Origin of the sequence: Kandleria vitulina DSM 20405 (genome assembly GCF_000702065.1) — a bacterium.
Taxonomy (GTDB): Bacteria; Bacillota_I; Bacilli_A; order Erysipelotrichales; family Coprobacillaceae; genus Kandleria; species Kandleria vitulina.
Window position 1 is genome coordinate 1 of record NZ_JNKN01000001.1, and the last position, 21,926, is coordinate 21,926.

Below are 21,926 nucleotides of genomic sequence, written 5' to 3' on the forward strand. Positions count from 1 at the left end.
AGGATTTCCTGTATGTATATTATACCATATATTTTACTGATATTTATCCCACGGCCTAAAGGCACGTGGGTTTTCTGTCGGGAACTTTATAAAAAAGCAAGTGTTCAAAACACTTACTTTTCTACTAGAAAACTTCTTTAAGAACAATTGTCTGTTTTCTATCTGGACCTACTGAGAACATAGTAATTGGACAATGTACTAATTCTTCAATACGTCTGATATAATTCTGACAATTTACTGGTAATTCTTCAAATGAAGTTACTCCTGTAATATCTTCATCCCATCCTGGCATTTCTTCAAAGACAGGTTCACATCTTTCAAGATCTTCAATACATGCAGGCAATGAATGAATTTCTTCTCCATCAAGCATGTAAGCAGTACATAATTTTAATGTTGGTAATCCTGTCAATACATCCAATAACATTAATGAAATACCAGTTAATGATGCCATTCTACGAGACTGATTAACTACAACACTATCAAACCATCCTACTCTTCTTGGACGTTTAGTAACTGTACCGTATTCATGACCTTTTTCTCTAATATGATCAGCCATTTCACCTTCAATTTCAGTTGGGAATGCACCAGCACCAACTCTAGTTGTATAAGCTTTAACAATACCTACAACTTCATCAAGGTATAAAGGACCAATTGACGCACCGGAACATACGCCATTAGCACCAGGGTTAGATGATGTAACATATGGATAAGTACCATAATCAATATCAAGCATAGTTCCCTGTGCTCCTTCAAATAAGACTTTCTTATTGTCTCTAAATGCATCATCAAGATAAGCTCCTGTATCGCATACTAAAGGTTTCATGATTTTTGCATATTCTTTATATTCTTCAAATAACGCATCAGCATCTACATCTAAATCAGGATATAGCTTCTTCTTGAATGCAACTACAGAATGAACTTTTTTATTAAAACGTTCTTCATTGATGAAATCTCCCATACGGATTCCACATCTATCATATTTATCTACATAAGCAGGGCCAATTCCTCTACCAGTAGTACCAATAGCTGCATCTCCTCTTAAAGATTCTTCCATTGCATCAATTGCAATATGATAAGGTAAGATAATATGTGCACGATCAGAAATATGAATACGATCAGTATTGATTCCTGCATCATTTAAATATTTCACTTCTTCAAGGAATGCTTTAGGGTTAATAACCATACCATTCCCCATTACGACATCTCCACCTGTAAAGATACCACTTGGAATAAGTCTCAATGCAAATTTCTTTCCATCATAAACAATAGTATGACCAGCATTGTTTCCTCCTGAATATCTCACTACAATATCTGCTTTCTGTGAAAGATAATCGGTAATTTTACCTTTACCTTCATCTCCCCATTGACTACCTACAACGACAACTCCTGCCATGTTTTTCATCCTCTCTTTATGCGTCAATTGACTTTTTTACAAGAACATTATACGATAAGTCCGTACATAAGTAAAATTAATATATAGATAATTTAATATAAGGAGAACTTATGAGTAATATTAAGCTAGAACAATACAAAATATTCAAAGAAGCTGCTTTTACCTTATCTTTTTCACAGGCCGCTAGAAATCTATACATTACCCAGTCAGCAGTAAGTCAGACAATTACCCTATTGGAGAAAGAATTGGATACTTCTTTATTCATTCGTCATCGTAAAGGTGTCACTTTAACAAAAGAAGGTGAAATGCTTTATCATAAGATCTCTCAGGCTTTATCATTAATTACCAATGCTGAAAATGAACTTTCAAACTATAAGCAACTTACCAGTGGCGAACTAACTATTGGTGCAGGAGACTCTTTATGTGAACATTATCTTATTCCCTATCTTGTTTCTTTTAGAGAACATTATCCTCAAGTACATATCAAAGTTATCAATGGGACTACTAGTGAAACAATTAAATTATTAAAAAGTGGAACTATAGATCTAGCCTTTGTCAATATGCCTTTAAATGATCCTAGTATTCAAGTAAAAAGTTGCTATCAAGTTCATGATATCTTTGTGTCAGGAACAAAAGATCTTCATACCTATTCTTATGAAGAAATTGCCAAAGAAAATCTTATTCTCTTAGAAACATTATCCAATTCACGAAATTTTGTAGATAACTACTTCTCCAAACATGGTATTCTACTTAAACCCGCTATGGAACTAGGAGCTTATAGTCTTCTTTTAAAATTTGCACAGAATAAACTTGGAATATCCTGTGTCATCAAGGAATTCTCTACTGAAGCATTAAAAAACGAACAGGTCTATGCTCTTGATGTTCAACCACCACTCCCTGCTCGTTCCATTGGTTATGCATCATTAAAAACTGCAGCCTTATCAGCTGCAGCCTTAAAATTCATTGCCTTAATTGAAGAGTAGATATCCATGATGCAAAAGCAAGATAATCCCACAAACATAACGTCCTGGTGAAGCAACATATTTATAGAACCATAGCAAGTTGTTGTCCATATTGCGAAAATACATACCTTCATAAATATGACAAAATACTACAAATGCTACTAATAACACTGTTAATACACCAAATAAAATCACATGTTTTTTACTTTTCATAAAATATCACCTTCCTTATTATATTTAAATTATACACATATTATATCTATATATAAATCAAAAAACGCTTATTATTTCAATATTTTTTAAATCAATCAATTCCTATAAAACCAATACTTTTATCATACAAAAAAACTGATGGAGACCCTTCTCCATCAGTTTTGATTTGTTTGTGCTTTCTTCTTTTCTTCAGCTTTTTTCTTTTTTTCTTCTTTTTTCTTATCAGCAGCTTTCTTTTTCTCATCAGCCTTTTTCTTTTCTTCAGTTTTCTTCTTATACTGATAATATGAATACTTCTTAGTCTGCTGTGCTTTCTTGTATGCTTCTTCTCTCTTCTTGCGATCTTCAGCACGTTCTGATTTCCAAGAATCATCACCATCATCTGTTTCACCGATCTTATTGCCGGCGACTTTCTTTTTGGTAATATTGAACTCATAACTAGTTGAACCAGTATAAGCCCCCTTGCCAGTAATAATAATTGTGGCAATACCAATCTTTTTATTGTTTTTATACTGTACTGTATAATCTGTATTTAAGACCAGACGCTGTCTTTTATTATTTCTGATTGTCACTGTCGGTCTTTTTTCTTTTCCATCATAAACAAATGATTTTGGAGAAATAGTAATCTGGAATTCTGAGATGTTTGTAGATGATTTATCACCTGTCTCCGATGCAACACTCTTTGATGAGTTTTCTGTGTAGATGACAACATCTCGCTTAAAGCTTGAGCTTACATCAACAGACACATATTTTTCCTGATCTCCTACTTTAGCAACAATGGAAGCACTGCCTTCACCGACAGATTCAATCTGTCCATGACTGTTTACAGTTGCAACCTTTTCCTTAGTTGTTGACCAAGTAATCTTGCTTGCATCAGCACCGGTAGCTCCAATTGTATATTTACATCCCGTTCTCATTTCTATATTGGTGAATGCTAAATTGAAATCTACCTCTTGTTCCACTTTCTTTGTCTGCTTTTTTTGTGCAGAACATCCTATCAAGGTAAGGGATACTAGGCAAATTGCTGCAAAACGTAGTATTGTTTTCATAAAATAATACCCCCATATAGATATTATTATAAACGAAATGAAATAAAAGAGAAAGAGAAAAGAAGTCCCTATTTAGGACTTCTTTAAAATTCTTAATGAATTAATAATACACAAGAATGCGACTCCTACATCCGCAAATACTGCCATCCACATATTCGCAATACCAAGAGCTCCTAGAATCAGTGTTCCAATCTTGATAAATAGTGAGAAAGCAATGTTTTCTTTAGAAATAGAAAGTGTCTTTTTGGCAATATGAATAACTTTAGAAAGACGACTTAAATCATCGTCCATGATAACAACATCAGCTGCTTCAATAGCCGCATCGCTTCCCAGCGACCCCATCGCAATACCAATATCAGCACGAGAAAGAACCGGTGCATCATTGATGCCATCGCCAATAAAAGCGAGTGCATTATGTGATCCTGAAAGTATTTCTTCTACTTTCTCTACCTTTTCTCCTGGAAGAAGTTCAGCGTAGTATTTTGAAATGTGAAGTTCATCTGCCACATGTTTCGCTACTTCTTCTTTATCACCAGTAAGCATCATGAATGTCTTAACACCATTTTTATAAAGTGATTGAATAGCCCCTCTTGCTTCTGGCTTAATAGCATCTGAAATCTTGATAATGCCTAATAATTCTGTATTCTTTGCAACATAGATGAGTGTTTCATAAGAATCAATTCTTTCTGCTTCAATATGATGATTATCCATTAATGTCTTATTGCCGACATAAAGAAGATCATCACCTAATCGAGCAATAATCCCCTGTCCTGCTACATTTCGTGAATCACTGACAAGAGAATGATCAATATCTTCTCCTACTGCATCAAGGATACTTAACGCAATAGGATGCGTTGAATAGCCTTCTGCCAAGGCTGCAAGATGAAGGATTTCATCTTTTTTCCCATTAACTTCAATAACTTCATTCACCTTGAACTTACCTTGTGTTAAAGTTCCTGTCTTATCTGATACAATCACATCAACTTTAGATAACTGTTCAAGATAGTTGGATCCCTTAACAAGAACCCCTTCACTACTAGCAGCGCCAATACCGCCAAAGAAAGCAAGAGGCACGGAAATGACAAGGGCACATGGACAAGAGATAACCAAGAATGTACAGGCACGATAGATCCATGTTGAGAAATGTCCTACAAATAAAGAAGGAACTAAAGCAAGAATAAGTGCACTGATCACTACTACAGGTGTATAGACTCTTGCAAAACGAGTAATGAAGTTTTCTGTTTTTGATTTTTTAGAAGACGCATTTTCTACAAGTTCAAGTATCTTTGATACCGTAGAATCTTCATACATCTTGCTTGCAGAAATACGTAAAGCTGTTTCACCATTAATACATCCTGAAATAACTTCATCCCCCTCTTTAACAAAACGAGGAACAGATTCACCTGTTAAAGCTGATGTATTGATCATGCTTGTTCCTGAAAGAACAACGCCATCTACAGGAATACGTTCACCTGGCTTAATTAGCAAGGTATTTCCTACTTCAACATCATATGGATCTACAACTTCCACTTCACCATCTTCTTTTACCAGATTGGCATATTCAGGGGCAATATCCATTAAGTCACTAATTGACTTTCTAGAACGTCCCACCGCATAGCTCTGGAACCATTCCCCTACCTGATAAAAGAGCATAACTGCTACAGCTTCTGCATTTTCACCAGTCACAAAGGCGCCTACTGTCGCAAGGGCCATCAAAAATGATTCATCAAAAAGCTGTCGATGCTTAATTCCTAGCACAGCTTTTCTTACTACGCTATAGCCAACAATCATGTATGGAATCAAATAGAGTACAAACATAATCAATCTATTTGAAGACATTGCTGGAACAATATTAGAATGTTCAAATATTATTAAGATAACATAGAGCACAAAAGCAATAATAATCTTCTGTAATGCTTTTTTAAGCTTACTTGACATTTCCATAATTAATCCTCCTCAATATGTTCTTTTCCTGTCGCAATGATTGTTTTCACATGATCATCTGCCAAAGAATAAATCATTGCTTTTCCTTCACGTCTAGACTTAATCAGCTTAGATGTCTTTAATAACTTAAGCTGATGAGAAATAGCAGACTGATTCATACCTAAATCTTTTGTTATTTCTCCAACGTTCTTTTCCCCTTCAAGAAGATCATATAAGATCTTGATTCTTGTAGAATCAGAAAACATTTTAAATAAATCAGCTAAATCACTAAGTTCATCTTCACTCATCTCATTAACTGCTAAATCATAATTTTCATATTTACTCATCATGTATACCTCACTTGAATGTTTATTCATATGAATATTTTATCATATATTAATATAAATGCAAGAAAAACAACCTCTAATTTTAGAGGTTGTTTGCATTTAATGTATCCATCATCTGATCAAGTGCTTCTTCAAGCTCTTTTTTCTTTTCAATCTTAGGGTGTCTTAAAAGATGACCGCTCTTCATCACAAAAGAAAGTGAAGATAATGCTGAAAGATCTTCCAATGGATTCTCTTCCATTACGATAAGATCCGCATATTTTCCTGCTTCAATACTGCCAATCACATATTCTAGACCTAATTGTTTCGCATTATTTAAAGTTACCATGTACAATACATCCTGATTTGTCAAATCAAAGAAATGCTTGTGATAGGCAAGTTCTCTCCACATATTATAGTGTGTAACGCCTTCAAGAGAAGAGCCTGTCCCTATTCCTACTTCAATACGGTGTGCATTGCATGTTTCAATACAAGAGACCATCTGTTTAATGAGCTCATAGCCTTCATCCTTGAGGTCTTCTTGCATGTATTTACCAATCAATGGTGAAAAGATGGCGACTTCAAAAGTAGGATTCATCTGGAATCTATTGATATGGCTCTTGCTCATTGCTCCACCATATTCAATAGAGTCGGCACCATTGTTAAGGGCCATAGCTAAGGCATATGAACTATGGACCTGTACGGCAACGCTCATATGGTGATTATGGGCTTCTACGATTGTTGAGCGGATCAGTTCTTCATTATCGAGATCATCAATAAGAAGTGTTAAAAAATCTATTTTTTTATGACGATAGCTTCTTAGCTTTTTCATCATATCACTGTAGTTTTGTACAACATCAATTCTTTCATCGATAAGCGGATGAAAAGCTAACATCTTAGCACAAAGCATACGGGGACCTAGCATCATCTGTGATTGAATCTTATCTCTTACTAGCAGTTCACATGATTCACTATTTCCCATGACACGCATTGTGGTTACACCGCTTTCTAGATGCATACGGGCATAGTTCTCTGTTCTTTTTAAACGATAAGAATCAGATGGGAAAACCTTTTTTGCAAAAGAGAAAGCTTTGCCTTTCTTTAAAGTCCCACCATCATAAAGATGTGCATGTAAATCAATCAATCCTGGCATAACGTAGGCATGATGTAAATCAATAACAAGATAACCTTTTGTATCATAAGTATCCGGAACAATGGCTTCAATGCGCTCATCGTTAGTAAGAATGATCATATTGCGCTGAGGCCGCATATCTCTTGTTCCATCAAGAATAGTTGCATTTATTAGTGCATATTTCATAATTATTTTCCTTTCTTATTCATTCACAAGAACATAACTATTATATCATAACTTCGTTTGTTATAGTTAATATCTATAAGATATCTCCATCAATTCATATAATAACCATATTGAAATAATATTTACAACTATTATAATAATCAATAAAAAAAGGAGGGATCTAAGTGAAACACTATGATATCATAGGTAACTTTCTACTGCCTGAAAGCGTAAAGAAAGCTAACCTTTCCTATAAGAAAGGCATTATTTCCTATAATAAGCTAAAAGAAGCACAGGACAATGCAATCAGAAACCTGATTATCAAACAGAAAGAATATGAGTTCCCTTTTATTTATGATGGGCATTATCGAAGAGAAAACGTAACACTTGATTTTATTATTCCCTTTCTCCATGTCAACTATAATGAAGAAGGACTTTTTCTTAAAGGACCATTAACCTTTAAATCACATCCTCTTCTTGAAGAATTCAGATTCATTCACTCATTTGAAGATGAGAACAGTCATGCTAGAATCAGTATTCCTTCTCCTTCTACTTTTATTCATATCTTTAACAATAAAGAAAACATACTAAAATATTATGACTCCCTTGATGATTTCAATAATGATGTCATTTCTATTTATCGTTCATTTATTAAAGAAATATATCATGTGGGATGCCGTTATCTTCTTCTAGAAGAAGAAGCATTGGACTATTTAGAAGAAACTGTTCATATCAACAATGAGGTTATTGATAATCAGCCTCAAGATTTAATTTTTTCTACTCATATCCAAAAGAATCAGCTTGATTATGATAGCTACAATAAAATAGCTGCTTACCTGTTTACTCATGAACATGTTCACTCCTATTATATAGAATGTGATCATAAATCATCCTACCCGTTAGCGTTCTTAAGTCATTTACCTAACGATAAAGATGTAATCTTAAGACTGCTGGTAGCCAATACACCATTTATGGAAAATGAAGAAGAAATCATCGATCGTGTCATTGAAGCTTCACTGTATGTGCCATTGTCTCATCTCTCTATTTCTACAAGGGGAGAATTTGATACATCAAGCCTGACTCTTTCTGAGTTTCAGCAATGGGAAAAGATACAGAAACTAAAAGATATCAGCGAGAAAATATGGCATACATAAAAACAGAGCTAAGTGCTCTGTTTTTCTTGTGCAATACATTTCAGCATTTCTCCAAAGAGAAGATATTCTTCAATATTATCAAGTTTCTTTATTTTTGGAATATAGTGTCTTGGTACATAATCTTCAAGTTTTTTCACTACATCTTCTACATTCACAACATTTGAACAATAGAAAGCTAATACCTCTGGAGAGAAAGTCATAATAGAAAGAAGGAAATGCTTTGCGACAATATCCAAACATCCTTCTTCACTTAGAATCTGTTCACGAGGATCTTTCTCATAAATAAATGGCAGCTGATGAAGATCTCCTGATACATCCATATGACCGTTCATGATCTTTCCTTCATTGATGTTTCCCATACCTGCTACATAGGAAGATTTAGGCAGATACAAAAATGACAATGATTTATAGTCCTGCAGTTCATATAAAGTCATTGCGATCGCTTCGCTAGCTTTATCTAAATGAATATTCATATACGGATATTTTTCTTTAAAATGAGTAATAATATCAACATTAAACAATTGATCTTTTTCTAAAGTCAGATGTCCTTGATCTATTATTCCCGGTGTGGCAATGCCCACCTTTTTTAAGTGCGGATAGGAAACAAGCATAAAGTCGATAAGATCATCTAGATCATCAATACAGAGTTTCTGTTTAATAATTTGTCCATGTTCCAATACACTTGAATGTTTGTAGACACGATAGAGGATCCTTGTACTTCTTGTCGTCTTAAAAATACCGATGGATAAAATATCCTCATCATAATCTACAGACAATTGTAATGCTTTAGGGATATCTACTACTTCCTGAGCAAGCAGTGAATCACCAACAAGCTTCAGTGCGCCTCTGACATCATATTTTGCAAATACCTGAGAAGGAACAGTGACCACGGGAATCTGATGGAAGATGGACTGTACTTTAGGCTGCTGATATCCAATCTGGGGTGCAAGAAGAATAATATCACAGTTTCTTCCTACGGCTGTCAATTCATTATAAGGGACAGCTTCAAAATGATAATCCATACACAATGTAGTCGCTGCCTGATTTAATTCCTGTGCAAAAAAGCCCGTTGTCAGTCCACTTGTACAAGATAAAAGAACCTGAACTATTTTTGTATTTTCAGCTGTAGCCATAGCATCAATAAGCTCATTAAACAAAGAAGAGGCATGTCCTAAGGTCTGCATCTGAAAATGAAGATAAAAATCAATATGATCATTTTTCTTATTGGTTACAGACAATTCAATGACATTCCCCTGAAAAACCACTTTACCGATAGCTCCTACACCATCAAGAACAATTGTCTTTTCATCAACTTCTTTTATATTATACTGTTCACTCTTTTGACCTAGTATCCAAGATCTATAGACTTTAACATAGATTTCTCTTAAAAAATCGTCCATAAAACGTTTCACCTCATCCTTATTTTACCATTTTTTAATAGTTTTGGTAGCCTTTTCAAAAAAGCAGTGACATTAGTCACTGCTAGGCATTTTCAAACTGTGATTCGTATAATTCACTATAGAATCCTTTTTGTTTTAATAATGTATCATGATTACCAATTTCTACGATATCGCCATCTTTCATGACAATGATCGTATTGGCATCTCTAATTGTAGAAAGACGATGTGCAATAATAAACGATGTTCTTCCTTCCATCAGCTTATCCATACCATTTTGAATAAGTAATTCTGTTCTCGTATCAACGGATGAGGTTGCTTCATCAAGAATCAGAATCTTAGGATTTTTAATAAAAGCTCTAGCAATTGTCAGCAATTGTTTTTGTCCAGCTGAAATATTGCTTGATTCTTCATTAATTACAGTATCCATTCCTTCAGGCAATGTCTGAATAAAATGGTGAGCATAAGCATTCTGGCAGGCTTCTTCTATTTCATCGTCACTTGCATCCAATGCTCCATACTTAAGATTGTCCTTGATTGTTCCATTAAAGAGCCATGTATCCTGAAGGACCATTCCAAATAGACTACGAAGATCGCTTCTTTTCAATTTGGTAATATCTACTCCATCTATTAAGATAGAACCTTTATTGAGTTCATAGAATCTCATCAACAGTTTAATAATAGTAGACTTGCCTGCTCCTGTTGGACCAACGATAGCAACTTTCTGTCCTGCATGTACATGAAGATTGAAATCATTGATGATGATCTTATCTTCATTGTATCCAAATTGCACATGATCAAATGTAACTGCTCCATTCATCTTAGCTACATCTTCACTTGAAACTTCAGCTTCTTCAAGATCAAGCTCTTTCTCTTCAAGGAACTCAAAGACACGTTCACTCGCTGCACCAGCAGACTGTAGAAGATTAAGAACCTGAGCCAGCTGAGAGATAGGCTGATTGAAGTTTCTTACATAAGTCACAAAGGCCTGAATATCACCGATGGTAATAATCTTTCCCGTAGCAAGATAACCACCTACAATACACACTGCCACATAGCCTAAGTTCCCTACAAATTGAGAGATCGGCATCATAAGTGAACCAAAGAACTGTGATTTCCACGCTGATTCATACAATGACGCATTGTACGTATTGAATTTATCAATAGCCTCTTCTTCTCCATTAAAAGCCTTTACGACAAGATGTCCACCATATATTTCTTCAATATGTCCATCTACATCCCCTAACGCAGTTTGCTGCTGAGAAAAGTACTTCTGGGATTTTTTCATCAGTAAAGCTATTAATGTTAAAGATAAAGGAAGTATCAACAAGGCAATAAGTGTCATCTGCCATGAGATAGAAAGCATCATAATAAGTATTCCTACCACTGTAGTAAAAGAGGTAATCATCTGTGATAAAGACTGATTCAATGATTGCGCAATTGTATCAATATCATTGGTTACACGAGAAAGAATATCCCCACTCGCATGTTTATCAAAATAAGATAATGGAAGTCTATTCATCTTTTCAGAAAGATCTTTACGTAAAGAATACGCAACCTCCTGTGAAACACCTGAGACAATCCAACCTTGAATATAGCTAAAGAAGGCACTAATAAGATAAAGAACAATCAATATAATAGCAATATGAAGAATATACTTAAAATCAATTCCTCCTGTATTATTGACTTTAGCCATTACCCCTTGTGCTAGCTTATCAGTTGCTTTAGCAAGAACCTTTGGTCCTACAATAGAGAAGATTGTGGACCCTACCGCAAAGATAGTAACGATAATCAAACGTAAGGCATAAGGACGAACATATTTCAATAGTGAGCCCATTGCCTTTTTTAAATCATTGGCTTTTTCTGTAGGCCCTTGAATTTTTCCTGGTCTAGGCATGAGTCAGTTCCTCCTTTGTTAACTGTGATTGAGCAATTTCCTGATAAATTTGACAAGTTGAAAGAAGCTGTTCATGCGTACCTTTTCCAACAATGCGTCCTTCATCAAGAACGATGATCTGATCCGCATGCATGATTGAAGCAATACGCTGCCCAACAATCAATACAGTCGTCTGCTTCTTATCACAAAGTGTCTTTAATTCTTTTCTTAATGCAGCATCTGTCTTGAAATCAAGAGCACTAAATGAATCATCAAAGATAAGAATATCCGGATCTTTAGCTAGTGCACGAGCGATGGATAAACGTTGTTTCTGTCCACCAGAAACATTCTGTCCACCCTGTGAAATAGGATGATCTAATCCATCTTCAAATTTATTTACAAACTCATCTGCCTGAGCAATGCGAAGATATTCTTTTAGCTCATCATCAGTCGCTTCATTTGTACCAAATGTTAAATTGGAACGAATTGTTCCTGAGAATAACAATCCTTTCTGTGGTACCATTCCGATGCTTTCTCTTAACTTATACAATGATGTATCTCGAACATCCACCCCATTCACTTTTACCTGTCCACTTGTTGCATCATAGAAACGAGGAATCAAATTAATTAAGGTCGATTTACCTGACCCCGTTGATCCAATAAAAGCTGTCGTCTTGCCTGGATGTGCTACAAATGAAATATCATTTAACACGGGTGCATCAGCACCTGGGTATGAGAATGAAACATGATCGAATGAGATGACACCTTTTTCTTCTTCATTAAAGTCTTTCACTTCACTTGCCTCTTTAATCTGACAATCCGTATCCAATACTTCCGCAATACGTGAAGCTGAAATAGAAGCTCTTGGCACAATGATCGCAATAACTGCAATCATCAAGAAGCCCATAATGACCATAATGCTATACTGAAGGAAAGCCATCATATCTCCAATGGCAATATTACCAAGGTCAATCTGTTTTGCACCAACGTAGATAATGACAACTGAGACAGCGTTCATTAAAAACATCATGATCGGCATCAATGATGACATCATTCTATTAACAAAAAGATTGATTTTCATTAAATCCTTATTTGATTCATCAAAACGACGTTCTGCTTCTTTCTCATTGCCAAAGGCACGGATCACAAGAACACCGCTGAGATTCTCTCTCATACGTAAGTTAAGACGGTCAATGAGGGATTGAATGATCTTGAACTTAGGCATCGCAATCATAAATGTAACCAAAAGAATCACAAAGATAATCACAATGACAATCGCAATTACCCAAGTCATAGAAGCAGACCCTTCAATTGCTCTTAACAGTGCCCCAACACCTAAAACCGGAGCATAACAGATCATACGCACAAACATCGTAATAACTGACTGTATCTGCGTAATATCATTTGTACTTCTTGTGATAAGTGAAGCTGTAGAAAACTGATTCATCTCTTCTTGAGAAAAGCTTTCTACCTTCTTAAATAAAGCCACACGCAAATCTCTTGCGATCTTGCTGGCAAGCAATGACGCAAAAAGTGCTGAGACGATGGATGCCACCGCTCCAGTTAATGCCACCATCAGCATGCGCACCCCAGCATTTTTGATATAGCTGTTTTGTACTTGGTCAGTGTCCCCACCTAATTTCTTATATTCATTCTTAACCGCACTTCCTGCCGCAATATTGAGATTGGTTTCTCCCATATTCTCAATTTGTGTCTCAATAGCTGAATAGATTTCTTTTTGTTTTGAAGAAGGCATCTGCTTAACAAAGAATAAAGCATTTCCTTCTTTTAGTGCTTTCTTCATTAAAGAAGACTGTTCTTTTTCTCCTTTAGCAATAAGATAAGCAATCTGTTTTTCAGCCATTTCTTTAAATGACTCAAACTGTTCACTATTCATATTGGCATGTGTAAGCATATTTACAACAATAATACGCTTAGATAATGAATCGCTTAATTCATCCTGATCTACATCTTCTTTTAAAACATAGACATCCTCTTTAATATTCTTAAAACGATCCTTTACATCTTCACTAAGATCTTTCTTATTCGTTAAAGTATAAGATGTCTTAATAAGCTTCTGATCTTTTGACGAAGAGACATCAAGCAAAGCATCATAGCTTTCTTTGCTTAATACTTCCGCTACCCCATTCACAAAACCACCTGATTGAATCCCATTTGAAACAATGTTGCTCATCGCATCAGGAAGTGCTAATTCTGTAGCGACCTGCCCAAAGATAAAGAGTATCGCTAGTACAAACAGGTACCAGTATTTCATCATGTATTTACGTAATTTCCACATCTACTCTTCCTCCCGTAGATTTTGAGTGATTATATCCGCAATACGAATAAAGTGTTCGTAATCTTCAACTGTTAATGAATTGATCATCTTCCTTGTTAATCCATCAATAGCTAAAGCGGCCTTTTCTAATTCCATTAATCCCTGTTCAGTGATCTCTAATGTATATTTACGATGATCACTGCTAGAAAGACTGCGCTTAATATATCCTGCTTCTTCAAGTCTTTTGATTCTGACTGAAAGTGTTGCATTGCTTATATGCATCTGTTTCGCAATTTCACTTTGTGTCAGTTTTCCTTCTTCTATCATATGCAATAAGAAGCACTGTTCTTTTGTAACATGCACATTCTTTGTAGCTTCCTGGCATTGATTATGAAACAGTTTCTTAATCAAGAACACCTTTCCCATCACACTTTTAAAATATTCATTTTCAAAAATGATATCTTCCATAGCGCCCTCCTTTTAGTTAATGTACTAACCATTATAGTTAGCCCACTAACAAAACACAAGAAAAAAGTAGAAATATTCATTTCTACTTTTCATATGTGATATACATATTGTTGGCATGAATGACTTCATCATAGTCTTTATAATGAAGTATATTCTCAATTTCAGATGTGTTGAAGCCTTTGATCAAGCGGATTTCATCGCTTGCATAATTGACAACACCTTTACCGATTGTCTTCTTGTTTTCATCGATAATATTGACAACCTGTCCTGAAAGGAACTGCCCTTCTACATCAATGATTCCTGATGGCAAGAGGCTGACATGTTTTCTTACAAGAGCTTTCTTGCATCCTTCATCAACAATGATTGAACCTTTTGCATTAGAACGATAAACAAGCCAATGTTCTCTGGCATTAAGATTCTTTCCACCATTGCCATTGAACCATGTTCCTTCATCTTTTAAGGCATTAAGAATGCTGTTGGCTTTTTCACCATTGACAATGCACATATGACTACCATAATCATTGACCATACGTGCTGCTTTAAGTTTTGTGGCCATACCACCTGTTCCTAGATTAGAAGATGTATCACCAGCATAACGCATGACTTCCTTGGTAATCTTTGGCACATAGCTTATAAGTGTCGCATTTTTATCAATTTTTGGGTTAGCTGTATATAAACCATCAATATCACTTACTAAAATAAGCAGTTCTGCTTCAATGACTGGGACAAGCAATGATGCAAGAGTATCATTGTCTCCAAATTTGATTTCTTCTACAGCCAAGGCATCATTTTCATTGATGATAGGTACTACATCATAATCAAGCAAGGCATTGATTGTATAGTTTAAATTATTTAATCTCTTACGGTCATCAAAATCATCGTGATTAAGTAAAATCTGTGAACACTTCATATCAAAGATTTTGAAGAACTCTTCATAGATTTCCATAAGCTTAGCCTGTCCAATGGCAGCTAAAGCCTGCTTTTGTGGCAATGTGGTAGGCTTGCTTTCTAGTCCAAGCTTTCCCATACCTGCGGCGATTGCACCAGAAGAAACGAGTACTACTGTGTAGCCCTGTCTTTTTAATGTAGCAATCTGACTGATAATTTTTAAGATTTTTTCTTTATTGATTTTACCATTTGTATCACAAAGTGAAGTTGATCCTACTTTAATGATAATTCTATGGATATCCTTTATATTTCTTTTCATGTGATCTCCCTCATTGGCATTATTATAATGAATTTTTGCACATAAGAAAAGCACATTATGAAATGTGCTTACATAACCATATATAAATATCTTCATCGCTTTCTTCATGTTCAAGATCATTAAAGATTTCATGTCTTCCATGTCGATAAAGTTTCATCTTGACATCCTTGAATCCCGCCTGTCGATATATCATATATAATCCTGTAACTCCTTTACCATATTGTCCAACTGGATCATTGGCTCCGCTGATAAGCAATATTGGCAATGTTTTAGGAATCTGTTTAATTGTCTTTTTCTTTTGAATAAGCTGTATCAATGAGAAAAGATTATAGTATCCATTTAATGTAAATGTATAAGATGTCATTGGATCATTCTCATACTTCATGACTTCCTCTTCATTATTGGATAGCCAATCATGCTTAGTAGCAGGATAAGCAATATGACTGTTGTAATTCTTAAAGCTTAAGGCTTCCACCTGCGCGCTGCGATACTGCCATCCCTTAACTAATGCCATTGATTGACATAACCTCTTTCCAGTAGAAAGAAGCGCAGACGGAGTCAGTCCAGTTCCCATTAATACACATCCTGCAAGACCTTCTTTATGACGAGCAATATAGAGTCGCATCAGAAATGATCCCATGGAATGTCCCATCATGAAATACGGTACATCGGGATATTTTTTCTTGATGGATGTTCTTAATTTATGGAGATCCTCAACCACATATTCATAGCCTTTGGTATTTGGAAAAGATCCCCATTCACTTTCATCAAGGACAGAAAGGCCATGACCCAAATGATCATTGCCAACCACATAGATGCCACGCTGACACAAATATGTTGCTAAACGATCATAACGATCAATATGATCAATCATGCCATGAGCAATCTGAAGAACAGCCTTGACTTCACTTGGAATCCACTCTATTGCGTGAATAAGATGAAGATGATCACTTGATTGGAAATAAAATTCATTTTTTATCATATTTGCACCCTCTTTATCACTATTATATCTAAAATAGAGATTTTCATAAAGAAGAAAAAGTCCTAGATATCTCTAGGACTTTTCATTATCTTCTGATTGTCTTCTTTTCTACTTCAGTATTTAATAATGAAACAAATTCATCAAATGAAACTGTTGTCTGTTTCTGTTCACCATGTAAACGATAAGTTACAGTTCCTTCATCTCTTTCACTATTACCTAATACTAATTCATAAGGAATCTTATGAATCTGTGCTTCTCTGATTCTGTATCCAAGTTTTTCATCTCTGTTATCTAACTCAGTTCTGAATCCTGCTTTTCTTAATTTAGCAACAACTTCTTTGGCATATTCTTCATGATATTTATTATTAACAGGAAGAACAACAACCTGTTTAGGTGCTAGCCATAATGGGAAGTTACCTTTTGTTTCTTCAAGTAAGAAGGCTACGAAACGATCCAATGATCCAAGAATAGCTCTATGGATAACGACTGGTCTTACCTTATCTCCGTTTTCATCAACATATGTTAATTCGAAACGTTCTGGTAACTGATAATCCAGCTGGATTGTAGATAAAGTTACATCATGCCCGATTGCGGATTTAACCTGTACATCTAGCTTAGGACCATAGAATGCGGCTTCACCTTTTGCTTCATAGTATTTAACGCCCATTTCGTTAAGAACATCTCTTAACTGAGATTCAGATTTTTCCCATAATTCATCATTACCAAAATATTTTTCTGTATCGTCTGGATCTCTTAAGCTTAGTCTGAATTCATAATCTTCGAAACCAAAGTCTTTGTAGACATCCAAGATCAATTCTGCAACGCTCTTGAATTCCTGTGCAATCTGATCTGGACGACAGAAGATATGTGAATCATTCTGTGTGAAGGCTCTTGCTCTTTCAAGACCAGTCAATGCGCCAGAAGCTTCGAAACGGAAATCATTAGCGATTTCAGCGATACGTACTGGAAGATCTCTATATGAATGTAATGACTGTTTGTACATTACCATGTGATGTGGACAGTTCATTGGTCTTAAGACATAAGCTTCATCATCCATCTTCATTGCTGGGAACATATCATCTTTATAATGATCCCAATGTCCTGATGTCTTATAAAGCTTAACGTTACCAAGTGAAGGTGTCATTACATGTTCATAACCTAATGCTAATTCTTTATTCATGATGTAATCAGATAATAATCTTCTTACAGTAAATCCATTTGGCATCCACATAGGTAATCCTCTACCTACTAGATCATGAATCATGTAGATTCCTAATTCTCTACCTAATTTTCTATGATCTCTTGCTTTTGCATCTTCAAGATACTGAAGATGTTCTTCAAGTTCTTCTTTAGTAGGGAAACATACACCATAGATTCTCTGAAGAACCTTGTTGTTCTTATCCCCTTTCCAATAAGCACCTGAATGCTTGATTAATTTGAAGTTACGGCACTGTTTTACAGTATCTACATGAGGACCACGACATAAGTCAGTGAAGTCTCCTTGTGAATATGTAGAGATGATTGTACCATCTTCAAAGTTGTTGATAAGATCTACTTTATATTCATCATCCTTGAATTCTTCAAGGGCTTCTTCCTTAGAGATTTCATGACGAACAATTCTCTTTCCATCTTTAGCAATCTTTTTCATTTCTTTTTCAATCTTAGGAAGATCTTCATCGGTGATAGTATCATCTCCTAGATCGATATCATAGTAGAATCCTTCTTCTACAACTGGCCCAACCCAGAATTTAGCATGAGGCCATAAATGCTTCACTGCCTGTGCTAAAACGTGAGCACATGAATGATTCAATGTGTTAAGTTCTTTTTCATTTAAGAAATCTCTCATTGTTTTCTCTCCTTCTTCTAATAAAAAGAGCCTTCATCCCAAAGGACGAAGACTCGTGGTACCACCTTTATTCGTTATCATACGATAACCTCTAGACTCTTAACGCGAGAAACGGCAATCTCTTTCGAGCGCAGCTCATAGGGAGTACCCCTATAAAGACCATAAAGACTTTCACCAGCCGTCTTCTCTCTACAATAGCGTTTCATAAGGACATATCCTATATCTTTGCTTTTAACAAGCTTCATTGTACAATACTCTTTTATTTTGTCAATATGAAATTGAAGATGTTAAGCAAAAACAAGTAAAAACTTGATAATACAATCAATAAAGAAGAATACGACCAGACACTCTGAAATAGTCAAGAAAGCTGGATAGCATTCGAAGAATTTCTTTAGCTGAGGTTCTATGACATATAGAAGAAATAATCCCATAAGACCCCATAATATTGAAAATATAATATTAATACGGCTTCCCGTACTTAATGGCATAATGGAATAATCCCATAACAAGCGATGGGTAAATCTTTCAAAGAATACGGAAGTCACCCATTCAAGAATGGTTGCGCCGGCAAATAGACGAATAAATGAATCAGCAACATTCTTTCCTTCACAAAGATGAATGGCTAATGTGATCCCTAGCCCATAAATTGGGCACCAAGGACCATTTAAAAAACCAGGTATAACCAGATAGCCACTGTATAGTGAACGGAATATTGTTTCAATAACCCATCCGCCAATACTGCCGAATGTGAATAGGAATAAGTTATATTTTACATTTTTAATTGTTTTATCAATAAACAATTCTCTTAATGATTGAAGTACTGTATTCATTAAAACCCCTCTTCCCACTTTTATTTAATATACCATACAATACTTATAAAATATAGAGGTTTTTTCATAATAAAACTAAAAAGAAAAGGATACCCTTTCGAGTATCCTTTCAAGAAATCAGCAGCTATTATTTTACTGTGATTAATTCTAAGTAGTTAGTCTGTCCGACAACACCTGGAGTACCACCAGTTACTAATACTTTTTCACCAGCAGCGATTCCGTTTTCTTTTGCTACAACGTTAGCTAAGTTTACTAAACCTTCTTTAGATTTCATTTCATTTACTAATACAGGTTTAACGCCCCAAGAAATTGCTAATTTTCTAACTGTTTTTTCATAAGGAGTAGCGGCAATGATTGGGCATTCTGGTTTGTATCTTGACATACGATTTGCAGTTCCACCTGTTTCAGTGAATGCGATGATTGCTGATACGTTGAAGTTTGTAGCGATCTGAGCTACTGACATACAGATTGCTTCTGAAGTATTGTCATCAGAAGTTCTGATTGCACGTCTTAATAAATGACCATAATCTAACTGAGATTCAGCTTTTAAAGCGATCTTGTTCATAGTCATAACTGCTTCTTCAGGATATTTACCCTGTGCAGATTCACCAGATAACATGATTGCATCTGTACCATCATAGATTGCGTTAGCAACGTCAGATACTTCTGCTCTTGTTGGTCTTGGGTTTTCCTGCATAGATTCTAACATCTGAGTTGCAGTGATAACTGGTTTACCAGCAGCATTACACATTTTAATTAACTTCTTCTGGATACCTGGAACGTCTTCAGCTGGAACTTCAACACCTAAGTCTCCACGAGCAACCATGATACCATCAGATACTTCTACGATTTCAGCTAAGTTTTCAACTGCTTCTACAGATTCAATCTTAGAGAAAATCTTGATATCTGGTTTACCACATTCACATAATAATTTCTTGATATCTAATACATCCTGAGGTCTTCTTACGAAAGAAGCTGCGATGTAATCAACGTTCTGTTCACAACCGAACTTGATATCTGATTTATCTTTTTCTGATAAGAAATCGAATGCTAAGATAGCACCTGGTACGTTGATACCACGAGTGTTCTTAACTCTACCATCGTTAGCAGCAACTGTATAGATTTCGTCACCTTCTACATGGTCAACTAATAATGCAACCTGACCATCGTTTACTAGGATAAATCCACCAGGTTTAACATCTTTGTATAATTCTTTGTAAGAAACTGTGAAACGATCAGCAGTACCTACGATTTCTTCTGGAGTGATTACTGAAACCTGACCTTTTTTGAATTCAGTAAATCCACCTTCGAAAGCACCTGTTCTGATTTCAGGACCTTTTGTATCAAGCATGATTGCTACATTAGTTCCTAATTCTTTGTTTACGTTTCTTAACTTATTCATCTTAGCTGTATGTTCTTCATAATCGCCGTGTGAGAAGTTACAACGCATTACGTTCATACCTGCTTTGATTAATTTTTTAAGCATTTCTTCACTGTCTGAAGCTGGACCAATTGTACAAACAATTTTAGTCTTTTTCATTTTATCTCTTGCCATTTTTAATCTCCTCTTTTACTTCGTAAAAATTCACGTATTTCTCGAGACTTTTCATCTCTCGACATGTATCTTAACAAACAAGAACAAAAAAAACAAGAGGTAATAAAGATGTGAACGTTTTCAATTCAATCTTTTTTACCTCTTGTTCATATTAACGTAATTTTAAAACGTCATCATACATTCCCTGAGGAACCTGTCTCTTATGTTCAAACAATGTTAAAATTGGTTCAGATTCAATTTCTTCACCATGCTGAACAACGCAAAGACCACCTTTTCCTTCTTCAAGAAGTTCAACGGCCTTAATACCCATACGTGAAGCTAAAACTCTATCACGTGCAGATGGTCTACCACCACGCTGCATATGTCCTAAGACGTTAGCACGAGTTTCGAATCCAGTAGCTTCTTCTACATGTTTAGCTAATTCATGAACATCAGTAATATGTTCAGTGATAACTACGATCGCATGTTTCTTATCTGAAGCTTTAGATAATCTTAACTGTTCAATAATTTTCTGTTCATCAAATCCAGTATGATTAGTTACGATAATTTCAGCACCTGCAGCTAAACCAGCGTTTACAGCTAAGTCACCACAAGTTCTACCCATTACTTCAAGAATAGTACATCTCTGATGAGATCCAGAAGTATCTCTTAATTTATCTAATGCATCAACGATAGTGTTTAATGCAGTATCAAATCCGATTGTGTAATCAGTATCTGGAATATCATTATCAATTGTTCCAGGAATACCGATACAGTTAACACCCATCTTTGTTAACTCTAAAGCACCATGGTAACTTCCATCTCCACCGATGACTACCAATGCTTCCAATCCGATTTTCTTCATCTGTTCGATAGCTTCTTCTCTGATCTTTGGATCTGCGAATTCAGGGAATCTTGCAGATTTAAGCATAGTACCACCAACATTGATGATATTACGAGTTGAATGTCTATTGAACTTATAGAACTGACCTTCATGAAGACCTTTGAAGCCTAACATGACACCATAAACATCGATACCTTTATTTAAACAAGTTCTTGCAACCGCTCTAACAGCAGCGTTCATTCCAGGAGCATCTCCGCCAGATGTTAAAACGCCAATACTCTTTACCATTTCTTTCTTCACCTCTCATTAGTTTTTTCTATGGACATTTTAGCACATTTCTTACTCAC

General features: G+C 35.4%; 18 protein-coding genes and 1 other annotated feature. Of the genes, 2 read left to right on the plus strand and 16 right to left on the minus strand.

Going from position 1 to position 21,926, the window contains the following annotated elements; genetic code table 11:
- Nucleotides 1–124 precede the first annotated feature (124 nt).
- Nucleotides 125–1,393, minus strand: coding sequence for an adenylosuccinate synthase (locus T513_RS0100005; protein WP_029070068.1), 1,269 nt, complete (start codon nt 1,391–1,393; stop codon nt 125–127).
- 110 nt (nt 1,394–1,503) lie between these two features.
- On the opposite strand from T513_RS0100005, the gene T513_RS0100010 reads away from it, so the two are divergent.
- The gene (locus tag T513_RS0100010; protein ID WP_031588430.1) at nt 1,504–2,376 is read left to right on the plus strand and encodes a LysR family transcriptional regulator; all 873 of its coding nucleotides are present in this window, start codon (nt 1,504–1,506) and stop codon (nt 2,374–2,376) included.
- On the opposite strand, the gene T513_RS0100015 is transcribed toward T513_RS0100010, so the two are convergent.
- From T513_RS0100015 to T513_RS0100035, 5 genes are all read right to left on the minus strand, one after another.
- Nucleotides 2,362–2,568, minus strand: coding sequence for a hypothetical protein (locus tag T513_RS0100015; protein ID WP_031588432.1), 207 nt, complete (start codon nt 2,566–2,568; stop codon nt 2,362–2,364). The genes T513_RS0100010 and T513_RS0100015 overlap by 15 nt on opposite strands.
- A gap of 155 nt (nt 2,569–2,723) precedes the next feature.
- Nucleotides 2,724–3,617 (minus strand): hypothetical protein, encoded by an 894-nt coding sequence (locus T513_RS0100020; protein ID WP_031588434.1) that lies wholly within the window; start codon nt 3,615–3,617, stop codon nt 2,724–2,726.
- 72 nt (nt 3,618–3,689) lie between these two features.
- The gene (locus T513_RS0100025; protein ID WP_479691146.1) at nt 3,690–5,561 is read right to left on the minus strand and encodes a heavy metal translocating P-type ATPase; all 1,872 of its coding nucleotides are present in this window, start codon (nt 5,559–5,561) and stop codon (nt 3,690–3,692) included.
- 2 nt (nt 5,562–5,563) lie between these two features.
- Nucleotides 5,564–5,890 carry an ArsR/SmtB family transcription factor gene (locus tag T513_RS0100030; RefSeq protein ID WP_422723609.1) on the minus strand — a complete coding sequence of 109 codons (327 nt, stop codon included), beginning with the start codon at nt 5,888–5,890 and terminating at the stop codon, nt 5,564–5,566.
- A gap of 79 nt (nt 5,891–5,969) precedes the next feature.
- A complete protein-coding gene (locus T513_RS0100035) occupies nt 5,970–7,184 on the minus strand; it encodes an amidohydrolase family protein (RefSeq protein WP_029070074.1) in 1,215 nt (404 codons plus the stop codon).
- Nucleotides 7,185–7,348: 164 nt separating this feature from the next.
- Between T513_RS0100035 and T513_RS0100040 the strand changes: the two genes are divergently transcribed.
- Nucleotides 7,349–8,317, plus strand: coding sequence for a uroporphyrinogen decarboxylase/cobalamine-independent methonine synthase family protein (locus T513_RS0100040; protein ID WP_031588437.1), 969 nt, complete (start codon nt 7,349–7,351; stop codon nt 8,315–8,317).
- An 8-nt stretch (nt 8,318–8,325) separates the two neighbouring features.
- On the opposite strand, the gene T513_RS0100045 is transcribed toward T513_RS0100040, so the two are convergent.
- The 10 genes from T513_RS0100045 to pfkA form a co-directional block, all read right to left on the minus strand.
- Nucleotides 8,326–9,717, minus strand: coding sequence for a PTS sugar transporter subunit IIB (locus tag T513_RS0100045; protein WP_031588439.1), 1,392 nt, complete (start codon nt 9,715–9,717; stop codon nt 8,326–8,328).
- Nucleotides 9,718–9,799: 82 nt separating this feature from the next.
- Nucleotides 9,800–11,611: an ABC transporter ATP-binding protein gene (locus T513_RS0100050; protein ID WP_031588440.1), complete on the minus strand. Its 1,812-nt coding sequence runs from the start codon at nt 11,609–11,611 to the stop codon at nt 9,800–9,802.
- Nucleotides 11,604–13,889: an ABC transporter ATP-binding protein gene (locus T513_RS0100055; RefSeq protein WP_031588442.1), complete on the minus strand. Its 2,286-nt coding sequence runs from the start codon at nt 13,887–13,889 to the stop codon at nt 11,604–11,606. Before T513_RS0100055 ends, T513_RS0100050 begins: the two co-directional genes overlap by 8 nt.
- A complete protein-coding gene (locus T513_RS0100060; protein WP_031588443.1) occupies nt 13,890–14,336 on the minus strand; it encodes a MarR family winged helix-turn-helix transcriptional regulator in 447 nt (148 codons plus the stop codon).
- 82 nt (nt 14,337–14,418) lie between these two features.
- A complete protein-coding gene (proB, locus tag T513_RS0100065; protein ID WP_029070080.1) occupies nt 14,419–15,543 on the minus strand; it encodes a glutamate 5-kinase in 1,125 nt (374 codons plus the stop codon).
- A gap of 55 nt (nt 15,544–15,598) precedes the next feature.
- A complete protein-coding gene (locus T513_RS0100070; protein WP_031588444.1) occupies nt 15,599–16,525 on the minus strand; it encodes an alpha/beta fold hydrolase in 927 nt (308 codons plus the stop codon).
- An 85-nt stretch (nt 16,526–16,610) separates the two neighbouring features.
- Nucleotides 16,611–18,371: a threonine--tRNA ligase gene (gene thrS, locus T513_RS0100075; RefSeq protein WP_029070082.1), complete on the minus strand. Its 1,761-nt coding sequence runs from the start codon at nt 18,369–18,371 to the stop codon at nt 16,611–16,613.
- 38 nt (nt 18,372–18,409) lie between these two features.
- Nucleotides 18,410–18,606: a binding site (T-box leader), on the minus strand.
- Nucleotides 18,607–18,658: 52 nt separating this feature from the next.
- Nucleotides 18,659–19,201: a putative ABC transporter permease gene (locus T513_RS0100085; RefSeq protein WP_051550647.1), complete on the minus strand. Its 543-nt coding sequence runs from the start codon at nt 19,199–19,201 to the stop codon at nt 18,659–18,661.
- Nucleotides 19,202–19,328: 127 nt separating this feature from the next.
- A complete protein-coding gene (gene pyk, locus T513_RS0100090) occupies nt 19,329–20,756 on the minus strand; it encodes a pyruvate kinase (RefSeq protein WP_031588446.1) in 1,428 nt (475 codons plus the stop codon).
- Nucleotides 20,757–20,907: 151 nt separating this feature from the next.
- On the minus strand, nt 20,908–21,867 hold the full coding sequence (pfkA, locus tag T513_RS0100095) for a 6-phosphofructokinase (RefSeq protein WP_029070084.1): 960 nt from the start codon (nt 21,865–21,867) through the stop codon (nt 20,908–20,910).
- Nucleotides 21,868–21,926 lie beyond the last annotated feature (59 nt).

Bases quoted from the DNA above. Each gene is read 5' to 3' on its own strand.
- T513_RS0100005 (WP_029070068.1), bottom strand. From the start codon at position 1,393: ATGGCAGGAGTTGTCGTTGTAGGTAGTCAATGGGGAGATGAAGGTAAA.
- T513_RS0100010 (WP_031588430.1), top strand. From the start codon at position 1,504: ATGAGTAATATTAAGCTAGAACAATACAAAATATTCAAAGAAGCTGCT.
- T513_RS0100015 (WP_031588432.1), bottom strand. From the start codon at position 2,568: ATGAAAAGTAAAAAACATGTGATTTTATTTGGTGTATTAACAGTGTTA.
- T513_RS0100020 (WP_031588434.1), bottom strand. From the start codon at position 3,617: ATGAAAACAATACTACGTTTTGCAGCAATTTGCCTAGTATCCCTTACC.
- T513_RS0100025 (WP_479691146.1), bottom strand. From the start codon at position 5,561: ATGGAAATGTCAAGTAAGCTTAAAAAAGCATTACAGAAGATTATTATT.
- T513_RS0100030 (WP_422723609.1), bottom strand. From the start codon at position 5,890: ATGATGAGTAAATATGAAAATTATGATTTAGCAGTTAATGAGATGAGT.
- T513_RS0100035 (WP_029070074.1), bottom strand. From the start codon at position 7,184: ATGAAATATGCACTAATAAATGCAACTATTCTTGATGGAACAAGAGAT.
- T513_RS0100045 (WP_031588439.1), bottom strand. From the start codon at position 9,717: ATGGACGATTTTTTAAGAGAAATCTATGTTAAAGTCTATAGATCTTGG.
- T513_RS0100050 (WP_031588440.1), bottom strand. From the start codon at position 11,611: ATGCCTAGACCAGGAAAAATTCAAGGGCCTACAGAAAAAGCCAATGAT.
- T513_RS0100055 (WP_031588442.1), bottom strand. From the start codon at position 13,889: ATGTGGAAATTACGTAAATACATGATGAAATACTGGTACCTGTTTGTA.
- T513_RS0100060 (WP_031588443.1), bottom strand. From the start codon at position 14,336: ATGGAAGATATCATTTTTGAAAATGAATATTTTAAAAGTGTGATGGGA.
- proB (WP_029070080.1), bottom strand. From the start codon at position 15,543: ATGAAAAGAAATATAAAGGATATCCATAGAATTATCATTAAAGTAGGA.
- T513_RS0100070 (WP_031588444.1), bottom strand. From the start codon at position 16,525: ATGATAAAAAATGAATTTTATTTCCAATCAAGTGATCATCTTCATCTT.
- thrS (WP_029070082.1), bottom strand. From the start codon at position 18,371: ATGAGAGATTTCTTAAATGAAAAAGAACTTAACACATTGAATCATTCA.
- T513_RS0100085 (WP_051550647.1), bottom strand. From the start codon at position 19,201: ATGAATACAGTACTTCAATCATTAAGAGAATTGTTTATTGATAAAACA.
- pyk (WP_031588446.1), bottom strand. From the start codon at position 20,756: ATGGCAAGAGATAAAATGAAAAAGACTAAAATTGTTTGTACAATTGGT.
- pfkA (WP_029070084.1), bottom strand. From the start codon at position 21,867: ATGGTAAAGAGTATTGGCGTTTTAACATCTGGCGGAGATGCTCCTGGA.